Annotated in this window: 14 protein-coding genes; 10 read left to right on the top strand and 4 right to left on the bottom strand. The window is 47.0% G+C overall.

What is annotated here, in order from left to right; translation table 11 throughout:
• The coding region (locus ICN40_RS11905) for a transposase (protein WP_223146579.1) at window positions 1-66 on the bottom strand (66 nt) is incomplete at its 3' end.
• Between the two features lie 299 nt (window positions 67-365).
• On the opposite strand from ICN40_RS11905, the gene ICN40_RS06690 reads away from it, so the two are divergent.
• Window positions 366-1328 (top strand): hypothetical protein, encoded by a 963-nt coding sequence (locus ICN40_RS06690; protein WP_216243005.1) that lies wholly within the window; start codon window positions 366-368, stop codon window positions 1326-1328.
• 39 nt (window positions 1329-1367) lie between these two features.
• Here the strand turns inward: ICN40_RS06690 and ICN40_RS06685 are convergent, their stop codons facing one another.
• The 3 genes from ICN40_RS06685 to ICN40_RS06675 are packed head-to-tail and all read right to left on the bottom strand — an operon-like array spanning window position 1368 to window position 3099.
• Entirely contained in the window at window positions 1368-2027 is a 660-nt protein-coding gene (locus ICN40_RS06685; RefSeq protein ID WP_216243004.1) for a hypothetical protein, read from the bottom strand.
• A 38-nt stretch (window positions 2028-2065) separates the two neighbouring features.
• Entirely contained in the window at window positions 2066-2593 is a 528-nt protein-coding gene (locus ICN40_RS06680) for a hypothetical protein (RefSeq protein WP_255538618.1), read from the bottom strand.
• 14 nt (window positions 2594-2607) lie between these two features.
• Window positions 2608-3099, bottom strand: coding sequence for a hypothetical protein (locus ICN40_RS06675; protein WP_216243003.1), 492 nt, complete (start codon window positions 3097-3099; stop codon window positions 2608-2610).
• 201 nt (window positions 3100-3300) lie between these two features.
• Between ICN40_RS06675 and gspG the strand changes: the two genes are divergently transcribed.
• Genes gspG through gspD form a run of 9 tightly spaced genes read left to right on the top strand, consistent with a single transcriptional unit; the run spans window position 3301 to window position 11792 of the window.
• Window positions 3301-3822 carry a type II secretion system major pseudopilin GspG gene (gspG, locus tag ICN40_RS06670; RefSeq protein ID WP_216122016.1) on the top strand — a complete coding sequence of 174 codons (522 nt, stop codon included), beginning with the start codon at window positions 3301-3303 and terminating at the stop codon, window positions 3820-3822.
• Window positions 3823-4350: a Tfp pilus assembly protein FimT/FimU gene (locus ICN40_RS06665; protein WP_216243002.1), complete on the top strand. Its 528-nt coding sequence runs from the start codon at window positions 3823-3825 to the stop codon at window positions 4348-4350.
• A complete protein-coding gene (gene gspI / locus ICN40_RS06660) occupies window positions 4347-4763 on the top strand; it encodes a type II secretion system minor pseudopilin GspI (RefSeq protein WP_216243001.1) in 417 nt (138 codons plus the stop codon). The genes ICN40_RS06665 and gspI overlap by 4 nt, the downstream gene beginning before the upstream one ends.
• The gene (locus ICN40_RS06655) at window positions 4718-5530 is read left to right on the top strand and encodes a type II secretion system protein J (protein WP_216242999.1); all 813 of its coding nucleotides are present in this window, start codon (window positions 4718-4720) and stop codon (window positions 5528-5530) included. Before gspI ends, ICN40_RS06655 begins: the two co-directional genes overlap by 46 nt.
• Window positions 5530-6525 (top strand): type II secretion system minor pseudopilin GspK, encoded by a 996-nt coding sequence (gspK, locus tag ICN40_RS06650; RefSeq protein ID WP_216242997.1) that lies wholly within the window; start codon window positions 5530-5532, stop codon window positions 6523-6525. Before ICN40_RS06655 ends, gspK begins: the two co-directional genes overlap by 1 nt.
• 51 nt (window positions 6526-6576) lie before the next feature.
• Window positions 6577-7941, top strand: a complete 1365-nt coding sequence (locus tag ICN40_RS06645) for a type II secretion system protein GspL (protein WP_216242995.1) — start codon at window positions 6577-6579, stop codon at window positions 7939-7941.
• Window positions 7941-8699 (top strand): type II secretion system protein GspM, encoded by a 759-nt coding sequence (gspM, locus tag ICN40_RS06640; RefSeq protein WP_216242992.1) that lies wholly within the window; start codon window positions 7941-7943, stop codon window positions 8697-8699. The genes ICN40_RS06645 and gspM overlap by 1 nt, the downstream gene beginning before the upstream one ends.
• Window positions 8696-9502, top strand: coding sequence for a type II secretion system protein N (gspN, locus tag ICN40_RS06635; protein WP_216242991.1), 807 nt, complete (start codon window positions 8696-8698; stop codon window positions 9500-9502). Before gspM ends, gspN begins: the two co-directional genes overlap by 4 nt.
• 22 nt (window positions 9503-9524) lie before the next feature.
• Window positions 9525-11792 (top strand): type II secretion system secretin GspD, encoded by a 2268-nt coding sequence (gspD, locus tag ICN40_RS06630; RefSeq protein WP_216242990.1) that lies wholly within the window; start codon window positions 9525-9527, stop codon window positions 11790-11792.
• Window position 11793 lies beyond the last annotated feature (1 nt).

Genomic DNA, 11793 nt, shown 5'->3' with positions numbered 1-11793 from the left:
TCGCTCAACGACTTGCTTGACTGCCTCTAACTTGAACTCTTCAGTAAACCGTCTTCTTGTACTCATTACACACCTCCTAATAGACTAAATATTAGGCTAGAAAGTGTCTATAGAAGTGGTAGCGATTCAGTAATTTAAGTGCATGCCAGTCTTTAAGTTCTAGTAACAATATTGGCCTTATCGGTACTTGGTCGAAAAGCACGAGTAAATTTACCTTTACAGGATTTGCTGACTGGAATAACAACGGTTCAATTACCAATTTTCCTGCTACCGCGGTTTCTTATTCTGATTTGACTGGCAATACCTACAAAATTCGGGGTGGTGGCGGTTGGATCAATGGCGCAAACACTAATTACAATTTCCAAATGTCGCAATGGAATTGCAGTGGCGGCTCTTGTGGTTATATCGTCTATACACCAGCAACTGCGCCAGTGACAAAGCAGTCTCAGCTTAATATCAAACCATCTCAATTGCCTGCACAAACACTTGCTTGCGTTGGTGGTATGTGCCCTAAATGGACAACAACCTTAAGCGATGTTAGTGACTTTGTTGGTAGCCCAAGTACAAGCAAGCAAGATATTGGATGGGATCCGTCAACTGGCACGCCAACAATTAGCGGTCATGCGATTGATTGGTCTTCAAGTACCTTGAATCCAAATCAGCAATCTCATTACTACAATTTGTATACCGCTGATAATTTATCAGCCATGGCTTGTACAGCAAATGGTGGATCAGCAGGGGCAGCTTATTGTTCTAACCTGATTACTAGCCCGGCGAGTGGGTCGACTACTTATTACACATGGCAGTCTGGTGGTCAATGGGATAGCTATGCATATTTAACTAGTCCTAGTGGTAACTCGCCAACCTTTGATCCACCAATTAATTTGAGCTATACAGTGCCTGCTTTGCCTGGCAATACAGCTTCTTATGTTGGCAGTACTATTAGTTTTCAATCCCCTCAGCCTGGCAATTTATGGGTTCCAGGACATTGCATTGATAGCTCTGGCGCGCAAGCAGCTTGTAATTCCAGCAATCAATGGGTGAGTGATGTAAACATTCCATTTGCGCAAGATGCCACTGGAACAGTGAATAAAACAAACTCTGATGGCTCAGCTACATCAACTAGCTACTACGTTAAGTGGCTGCAACGCGGCGTATATTTCACCACGCTGCCAATTGCACAGTGCAGCGGGTTAGATTTATCTGCTGCTAGTGGCTTGACCTTGCCTGGCACTAGTTTGATTGATCCTGCTGTAGCACAGCAGCCAGTCCCTTCTCAAAGTGTATTCCAGAGTAAGCCAAGTGTAGTGAATGGAGCTGCGCAGTAATGAGCATTACTTGAGGAGCTCTTTACTTGGCTTCTCAGCTTAGTTTGAATGTATGGGTTGTCCTAATATGCGAATATTAGACAACCCATTTTTATTGTCCTGCCAGCGAAAAGGCGTCCCAGAAAGTATTCCCCTTAGTTCTTGTTGAACTGCGGCTGGTTCGCAGGATAGGTGGGCGGCAGAGAAATCTTCGTTCAGACTGATCTCACAGAAATATGGCCTTCCTCTTTGCGCTTGTTGGGCTTCAAAAGCGGCGATGGCTTGATTCAACTGAAATTGGCGTTGCTGACTTTGAATGCGAACCTGAGTTTCCCAGCGCCGATCTTTAGTGTGGGATTCTTCTTGAGTATTGGGACTTGGCATTGCTTTATTGAGCGAAGGGCCCAATAGATTTTGACCGGGATTAGGCCGCATAAAAAAAGGCACTTCTGTGACATTAGAGTTTGTTTCCGGTTTGGCTTCGGAGTTTAGGGACTTAGAGGGAGAGGGATTTTTAGGTTCCGTGCTTTGCGTTTGAATTCGGTCTAGCGCCAATTCTTGTGTTGAGCTATCGCTTGAATTGACTAAGAAGATCTTTAGCCATCCCCGACTCTTGCCGGTGGGTAAAGGTTCATAATCCGGAAGCATTTTCCAGGCTACTAAATGAAGCGCAATGCTCAGTATCAATGCAATGAGTAGGGGAAATTCTAAGAGCCTCAAAAGAAAGTGACTCTTATTAGCCTCTCTGGGATGGAGTGTTATTCCCATACTTTCAGTTTAAGCTGCAATGAGATAGCCCCATGCACTCGATCCCCAATCGTTGGAATGACAAAGACGTTTGCCCCCACCCAATCACCTTCCCAAGTAAGTGCTGGCAGTGCTGCTGCAAACCATCCGCCATTATTGGTTTGTGGGTAGCCATTAAAGCCACCAAATACAGCGCCAATTTTGATGGGGCCAATAGCAATGGGTTGGTAATAAATGCCAGCGTAGTTTGAGTAAGCGCGATCACTGTTATAAAAACGCCCGGCTGTTAATGATGCAACGGTATTGAATCGATACTCCAAACCAGCGCCCCAATTGTCGCCATTAAAGTTCTTGTCTTGCTGAAAGTGATAAGAGGCCATGCCTGGGTTGATCCATAGTTGGTTTCTGGTTTCAGGTTTAATCATCTGAAACACATCATCAGACTCAGTGGCTAAGACGACGCCAGTCTGCATGGCGATCGCAGCAGAGGTAATGACTGGAATTGCTTTATGAAGCCGAGGAAGTAAGTTCGGTCTCATATTAATTTAATTGCTTATTTCTTATTGGAGCCGCTAGCTTTATCGCTCTTATCTTTATTGGTTTTATTGAGCTTGAAGCTGAGCTTCTGTCCTTGATAGAGTAGGGTGGCAGACTCATCACCAATACTTTGTAGGCTTAAGCCTTTGCCAATGGTTTCGCCAACGCTAATCGCGTTAGTTGGTTTGCCATCAATTTCAAAAATAGCAAATCCATTAACTGCTCCATCTGGACTGCCATCAGGATTTTTTGAGGTGATGACAACACCCCGCAAATAGATGTTTTCTGTGGCCAATGGCTTACTACCAAAAAGAGCGTAAGCAGTATTGGCATCCTGATTGGAATACAAAGCCATTCCTTTGGAAATCCCATTGACTGGCTGACTTGGAGTTCCCGGAATTTGGGCAATCTTCATGAGCCAGAATGTCGCTGAGAGCGCACAAGCTAGCATCAATCCATAAGTCATTCCCTTGCTGGCCGAAGAAGGCGTTAGCCAACTCAATGGCATGCTCAGAGCTCTCTGAATGCGCTCCTGTTTGCCATGGCTGGATAACGAGTTTAGATCGGTATTTGAACGCGTCAAGGAGCTTTGCTTGAGAGCTTGTTTGGAGCTCCTGAGCCTATCCTGTATTCGTTTGATAAATTCGCTCAAAGTGTCAAAATACCTATAAAATTTGATTTAGTTTAAATCATTGAAAGTGCCACATTTATGTCTTTCTGCAAACATCGTCTGTTTAGTCATAAATCATCACAAAACACCCCTGTTTTGGCTCATTCGGTATTGGCACAAACGCTCAATCGTAAAAGACGTGATGCAGGATTCACGCTGATCGAGATTATGGTCGTGATCGCCATTATCGGTATTTTGGCAACCATGATTGTTCCCAAAATTATGGGGCGTCCTGATGAGGCACGTGCCACAGCGGCTAAGCAAGACGTCGGCACCATTGTTCAGGCACTCAAATTGTATCGCCTAGATATTGGCCGTTACCCAACGACAGAGCAAGGTCTCAAAGCCCTGGTAGAGAAACCGGTTTCTGAACCCGTTCCACAAAACTGGAAGGTGGGCGGTTACTTAGAATCATTGCCAAAAGACCCTTGGGGTAACGCCTATCAATACAGCAACCCGGGTACTCATGGCGAAATTGACGTCTATAGTTTTGGTGCTGATGGTAAGCCCGGTGGTACCGCGCTCGATACCGATATTGGCAACTGGCAACCCAGCAATTAATTGCTATCTCGCCAATTCACAACAGCGCATTTACGCAATCCTGCTGAAGGTGGCTTTACTTTAGTAGAGATGTTGGTGGCCATTACGATTTTGGCCATCATGATGGCGGTCGCAATACTGGCTATTCCCAATCATGATGATCGATATTGGCGAGACAATCTCGATCAACTCGTCAGTTCACTCAATATGGCGCAGGAAGAAAGCAACCTTTCAGGAACAACCATGTTGGTGCAAGTAGATGAGGTGGGATGGCGCTTTGCTCCTGCCCTGAACAATGCGCCTGTCAGTGCGCTGATCAATGCCGCAGGCTCCACAGCAAACCCTGGAGCCAATTCAAGTGGCTTGATGCCCGATGTGTATCGTCCACAGTTATGGCATAAGCCGGTCGTGATTGAGCCAGTGCAATTTACTTTGGGCGGCGAAACGATTACCCAGGCAATGCAAGTTCCGATTGCGCAAGAGCAACGCAAAGCTATCTTGTCCCGATCCACTAATGGTCGTTTTAGTTGGACAGGAGGTGTGCAGTGAAGCGATTACTGCGTCACTCACATACAGAGGGCTTCGCTTTAATTGAGGTGCTCGTTGGTTTGGCGGTCCTCAGTATTGCTCTGATAGCCGGTTTGCGTGCGATTGCCAATGGCGCTGATACCCAATTAGCAGTATCTCAACGCACCCTAGCGTTGTGGAGTGCAGATAATGCCTTGATGGATTTGCGCATGAGTCGAGCCTTTCCGGAGGTAGGAACGACCGTATTTAATTGCCCACAAGCGAATTACGTCTTTATTTGTCAGCGCAAAATCATGAGTACACCGAACCCAAGCTTTCGTAGAGTGGAGATGACGGTATATGCCGCTAACCCTGAAAGCACCTCAGTAGCAGCAGGTCCACGCCTGGCATGGCTGACCACGGTTATCCCCAATCCAGCCAGTGGTGTGATGTGAAGCAAATTGCAGATCAACCACGTGATCAAGGTTTTGCCTTACTAGAAGTCATTGTGGCGATGACGATTATGGCCATTGTTGGGCTGTTAGCATGGCGTGGAATGGATGCCATGATTCGTGGGCGAGAGGTGATAGAGCGTCGCTCAAACGAAGATTTTTCTTACATGCAATTGGTTCGTCAGTTCGATCGAGATTGCCAAGAAATCGTACGCCGTGATGAGCTCAATATGGCCAATGGCGTTGTAAGCCCCTCTACAACCAATATGAATAATGGTCTCACTAGCAGCACTCTCCCTTCCATTGCTGCAGGCGCTAAAAATATTTGGTGGCTACGGCACTATCGGGCTGATACGCAGGATGCTTGGTTACTAGTAGGTTATGGCATCGGATCTAACGGCTTACAGCGTTGGACCAGTCAACCGCTCTTGCGTAGGACAGATGCCCTGACCTTGTGGAAAAATATTGCTCGTGATCCAGACTTGGTTTCCAATGACCTATTGGTCAGTTGGCAAGCACCCAGTATTGTGCGGCAATCATTTGTAGTGCAGAGTTCTCTAGTGAGCGGTGCAGGCGGAAGCGGAGTGAGCGCAACGGGCACTGGCACTGGCACTCCACCGGCAAGTGCGAATTCGAATGCTACGAATACAACCCCAAACCCCACTATTAGTTTGATTACTCCAGATCAACAGGGTTTAGTAATGCAGTGGTGGTTAAAAGACATTGCTTTACCTATTGCTCGCTCTTGTTTGATGGGAGGCGCTTTGTAATGTGGCCGCGATTGAGAATATTGAGCCTGAGGGAGCCAGTCACTAAGTCAGCAACTAAGTTGGAAGCTAAGTCAGAAACTGGATCAGCAACCATCACAGCCTTAATTGTGGTGGGTGTTGCTGCTGTGCTCATTACAGGGTTGATGTGGCGTCAGCAAGTGCAGATACGCTCTTTAGAAAATGCTCGTGATCGCGTACAAGCGCAGTGGTTGCAACGTACTGCAATTGATTTCGGGCGCTTGGTCTTGGTCGAGGATCAGCGTACTAGTCAATATGATCATTTGGGCGAGGCTTGGGCTTTGCCTTTGGCTGATGGCAAGGTGGCTGATTTCTTAAAAAATACGGATATTCCAGATGAGATCGCTACCGTGACCTTTAATGGTCAGCTCAGTGATGCTCAAGGCTTATTCAATTTGACCAATTTATGGGATCGCAATTTTCAGGCCGTGAATTCGGCTGGCGTTCAGGAATTTGGGCGGCTCTTAGATGCCTTGGGTTTAGACCGGGAACTTGCACAACAGACTGCGCAAGCAGCCTTGCAAAGTGATATGCCGATTAATGATGTGGATGGCTTATTAAGACTGCCAAACTACAATTTAGCAATTTTGCAACAATTAAGACCTTTTGTAGTCGTTTTGCCGAATTTAACGACAGTTAACGTTAATACTGCTTCTCCCGAAGTGTTGATGGCATCAATTAATGGGCTTTCAAGGGGTGCTGCTAATAGCTTTGTCCAGCAACGAGCAATGGCGCCTTTGAAGACGCTTGATGAGGTCACCTCCCTAATCAATAAGGTGGGTTCTGGGGCTGGCTTGGCGATTGACCCTGCTTTGGTGGATGTGAAGTCTCAGTATTGGGTGGGACGCACAGAAATTCACCTGGGAAGGGGTATATTTGTAAGTTCCGCATTGATTCAGCGCTCTCCAACGCCTTTGCCCAACGGTAATTTAACGCAGGTTATCTGGAGCAAAACTGGAAAAATGGCTGCTGATTAATGGAATATTGGATAACAAGAGTCATCACAGATGGCGTTTTGAAAGATTAATGTGAGCTTGCTCATCATCCGCTGCCCTCTGAAGCCGTTTGCTGCCTCTGTTACTGCTTCTCCCAGTGAGGGGCAAGATGCGTCTTGCGCAGAGCAGTTTGAGTGGTGCCTATTAGAAGATGAAGGCACTCAGTCGATGACCGGTATGGACAGCACAGAGTCGATGCCTTATGCTGATGAAGCGTTGGTATTGCTCCCGACGATAGATGTGCGCTTGATTGAAGCAAAAGTGCCTTTGGCTAATGCAAAAAAGTTACAGCAAATTTTGCCAAATCTGATTGAAGATTTTGTACTTGCTGGCGTTGAGTCGATTGCCGCTCAAGCCTTGCCCCCCATTTCTGGCAATCCAGTCCTGCAAAGAACGTTGGCTTTGATGGATCGAGCGTGGTTTGCTTGGCTCAATCAACAATTAGAGCATTTGCTCGCTCCCCGCGTGCGCTTGATACCAGAGTGTTTGCTCTTGAGTCTGCCCACTGAAGGCGCTCGACCTGAAGTCGCCTATCAGCGTGTAGAGCAAAATATCATTTTTACCCAGCGTACCGGCATGCAACTCGGTGTGTCGTGGATTGAGCATCAAGCGCCAGGGTCAAAAGAGAGTGAATTGAATTTACCTCAGGCTCTCACTGGCGCTACCTTAAAAGTCATTTCTTGGGACTGGTTGGCAGCTGCGGCTCAGGCCTATTTACAGGCAAATAGCAATAGTCGATCCGCTAACTTTGCCTTAAATTTATTACCTGCAAGTTTTAGACGTGATTCCAAGTCATTTGGCGTGGGAGGTAATAGCGGTTTATCTGCTTTGACGCGTTTATTTTCGAGTAAGGCGCTCAAGCCCTCAGACAATACTTCCGGCTTAACTTGGACCGACCCCTTGGTATGGCGACAGCCCACTCATTGGTTGCGCTACTGCGCGATCAGTTTAGTGTTGGGCTTCGGTGTGTATTTATCGTGGACGGTTTTGGATGATTGGCGCTGGTCTAAGCGACTGGAGTTGCTTGCTGTACAAAACTTAAGCCCTGCCGCAATTGCCGCCCTCAATCAAGGTAAGTCTAGTGATAGCGCGCCCGCCGTCTTGAATGCATTTGTCAAACAAGTGACGCTAGAGCAACGTCACCATGGCATTGTGGTGGATGCTGACTTTGGTGCAATGGCTACTAAGTTACAACAATTTAAAGTGGCTTTTGGTGCTGAAGCATTACAAAAGCTGGATTACGATGGCTATGCGATTACCTTTGAATTTAAACCAGGCGCATTGACAGTGCCACCTAGTGAGGTTCTTCAGCGCGCGAGGTTACTGGGGATGGCAGTGCAATTTTTGGCGCCAAACCGCTATCGTCTTGAGCCCTATGCGGGACTGGGGAGCAACTGATGAACCAACGCTCGAATAGCTTGATGGAAAAACTCAATGCAGTTGCTGGCAAAGCGAAGGCATTGCTCACTAAAGATTATTCTGTGCAAGATTTGCGTCATTTGCCAAATCTTCTGAGTCAATGGTGGAGCAATGCTGCTGTTGATAAAACACTACATCAGGATGACCAATTGAGTAACGCTGCACGGAAAGCCAACAGGGGCTTTGATGCAAAACAGACTTTGCAAGTCTTACAGCGGATCATTTTTAGACAACGGAAAATAGTCCTCCTGATTGGCATTCTTATTATTTTGGGCTTGCTATATCAGCTGCTGCTAGCTCCTTATAGTCGCAAAGTCCAGGATCAATTGGAGATGCGGCCTGCGCAATGGTCGCAATTACAAAGCTTGATTCGGATGTCGAAAACTACCGCAGCAAGTGCTAATGCAGTGAGTTCAAATACCATGTCTTCAACCGTCTCCCCATTAGATGAGCAAGAGCTACAGAAAATTTTGAATGTCTTCACTGCGCGAGGTTTAAAGCCGAGTGTGTTTCGCTTGAGCACCGATAATCCACCGCGTATCGAGTTTCAGGCGAGCGAGGTGATGTTCTCCGTATTCTTAGATGCTTTAGAAGAACTTCGGACAACTTGGCGCTTGTATCCGATACAGCTGAGCGTGCTTGCAAATGGCGGCGCAGGTATGGTGAGTGTCAGCGGTATGTTCAGCCAATATGGCAGCAATGCAACAAATACAGTTGAGCCTGAGGTGGCACAATGAAGCTCACACTAGATCTGAGTCATCCAAAATTACCCAAGTTATTTTGGCTTGCCTTAGTGTTAGTCAGCTTATGGACTGTCATTTGGCAGATGCCTGCAAGTTTGGTGGGTGGTATTTTGACTTCCCAAACAGGATGCAGGGTGATGCTGCAACAACCCGCAGGTACGATTTGGGATGGAAGTGCTGCATTGGCGTTTTCAGAGACCAATGCGAGCGAAGGAGGGTGTCGAGATCCTCACGCAGTCACTGAACGTTTTCATTGGACCAGTACATGCAGTCTATCCACACTATCGTGTAGTACTGAAATTCAGTTTGTGGCGCTCGATAAACCCCAATTCATTCGCTGGGGGCTCAAGAAAACCCACATTGCTGGCAACGAAGTCAAATTACCAGCCAACGTCCTTGAGGGGCTCGGCAATCCCTGGAGTACTTTAAGGCCCAGGGGGCAATTGGGTGTCCGTTGGACGGATCTGGCTTTGGGAGGCATGATGTCTACCTCTGAAAGCCTCAAGAATGCTCGTTCGGGAGTAATTAGAATTATCATCAGTAGCTTAAGTAGCCCAATTAGCCCTATCAAGCCGCTGGGGGCTTATGAGATTTTGGCCAATATTGGTGACGATGGTCTTAATTGGAGTTTATCCACCACCAGTGGACCCCTTTTATTAATGGGTCAGGGCGATACTAAATCAGGCTTTCATTTTATGGGGGAAGCTTCGGCCTCTCCAGAAGCACAAGAATCATTGATGGGTCTGTTAGCTTTATTGGGTAAAAAAGAGGGCGGTAGCTATCGCCTCAAGTTTTAAGTCGTAACGAACAAAGAAAAGTATGCAAACAGGTTTAGGTCGAATATTAGGTAGTTTTCAAAGGCAGCTTGCACGGCTGGTGATCGTTTGCGTCCTAGGTGAAAGTGTCATTCTGCCGATAGCCTTTGCTCAGAATATGAGTCAGCCTAGTCAGCTAAATTCCGCAATCCCGGATAGCGCTTCTGTAACGCTGTCATTTTCGAATGCGGATATTGAATCTGTTGCTAGCGTTTTAGCCAAGGCAACTGGCCAAACGATTTTGGTTGATCCCAAAGTAAAGGGCACGATCAATCTGATTAGCAATAAGCCGCTTACAAAAGCCAAAGCGATAGATGCTTTTTCTACCGCCTTGCGTACCTCAGGATTTGCTTTGGTAGATGTCAATGGTATTTATCGGGTGGTGCCTGAGGCTGATGCTAAGTTAATTAGTAATTCAGTGGTGACGGGCAAAAGCAAGCAGGGCGGTGATCAAATTATTACCCGCGTATTTAAGCTGAACTATGAGTCTGCCAACAATTTGCTACCCGTGCTACGACCTTTGGTTTCTGCGAACAATACGATTAACGCCTACCCGGGTAATAACACGATCGTCATTACTGATTACGCGAGTAATATCCAGCGGATTGGCGAGTTGATTGAAACTATTGATGCACCTGCATCAACTGATGTGCAAACGATTCAATTACGTTACGCAATTGCGATTGACGTTGCGGCCATGCTCAATAAAGTTCTTGAGAATGGCTTGACTGGGGGCAACGAAAACGGCAATAAAACAGTGGTGATGGCTGATGCCCGTAGTAATTCTTTATTACTGCGTAGCTCAAGCCCAGAGAAGCTTAGACAAATTCGTGCGCTCGTTGCGAAGTTAGATACTCAGGGAAATTCTAATGGCAATATTTGGGTTGTACCATTACGTAACGCAGAAGCCACTAAATTAGCAGTGACCTTGCGGGCGATTGTGGCTGCTGATGCAGCCTTATCTGCCCAGGTAGCGAGCGGTACCGCAACCCAGGCGATGGGTGCCACTGGCAATACAGCCACACCCGCGCAAATGAATAGCGCTCCTGGAGCATCTGGCGGTACGGGTACGGCAGCTGCAACCTCTTCTTTAAGTAGCAGTAGCACCCCCTCTACAGGCGGCATTATTCAAGCAGAGCCGGCAACCAACTCGCTCATCATTACTGCCAATGAGCCGCTTTACCGAAACTTGCGTCATGTGATTGATCAGCTCGATAAACGTCGTGGACAGGTTTATATTGAATCCATCATTGTTGAGGTGAGCTCTACCAATGCGGCAGAGTTAGGCATTCAGTGGCAAGGTCTCGTTGGCTCCGGTAATCAAAATACGGGCTTTGGTGGTACCAACTTTTCAAATTCTGCCGGCACGCCTGGTTCGAATATCGTAAACCTCTCGCAAAACGTCAATACTCTATTAAATCCTTCAAATACCAATGGCATCACGCCAGTACAACCAAACCCTGGTTTGAACTTGGGCTTGCTCACTAAATTCAATGGTGTGTACGGTATGTCAGCTTTGATATCGGCCTTAAGTACTACTACGGGAACCAATATCCTATCGACCCCGAATTTAATTACGCTTGATAACGAAGAGGCCAGAATCGTAGTGGGACAAAACATCCCAATGCTGTCAGGGTCCTATGCGACTACGGGCTCTGCTGCTACTGCTACCCCATTCACAACAGTGTCGCGTCAAGATATTGGTTTGATTTTGCGCGTAAGACCTCAGATCTCTGAAAATGGTCTTGTGAAGATGCAAATCTATCAAGAGGTTTCGAATGTGGCGAGTCAAGTTCCTAATCAAGGCCCTATTCTCAATAAGCGTGATATCGAGACCAATGTGATTGTGGATGATGGCCAGACTTTAGTGTTGGGCGGTTTGATTGAAAATAATTACACCGATAGTACGAGTGGTATTCCATGGCTGAGCCAGATTCCCTTTATTGGCGCCCTCTTTCGTTATGACAATAGCTCGCGTACCAAAACAAATTTACTAGTCTTTTTGCGTCCTTACGTATTGCGCGATAAGGGGCAAGATCAAGAAATTACTGCAAATCGCATGCAATTTATGGACGCGAAGCGTGAGCAATTTACGCCAGCAACCATGCTATTGCCTAAGCCCGATTTGCCAAAAATGAGTGAGATGACCGCTCCACTTGTGGCTCCTGGAACACCGGTGCCACGTCCAGACCCCACTATTCCTGGTGGTCCCTCGCCAGCGGCTCCAACCTCACCAGCTGGAGCAGCGCAGACTTCTTCCAGTAAGCAGTAAA

The sequence above is a fragment of the Polynucleobacter sp. Fuers-14 genome (genome assembly GCF_018882045.1).
Taxonomy (GTDB): Bacteria; Pseudomonadota; Gammaproteobacteria; order Burkholderiales; family Burkholderiaceae; genus Polynucleobacter.
The sequence above is the reverse complement of the archived record's forward strand: the minus strand, read 5'-3'. Positions and strand labels throughout refer to the sequence as shown.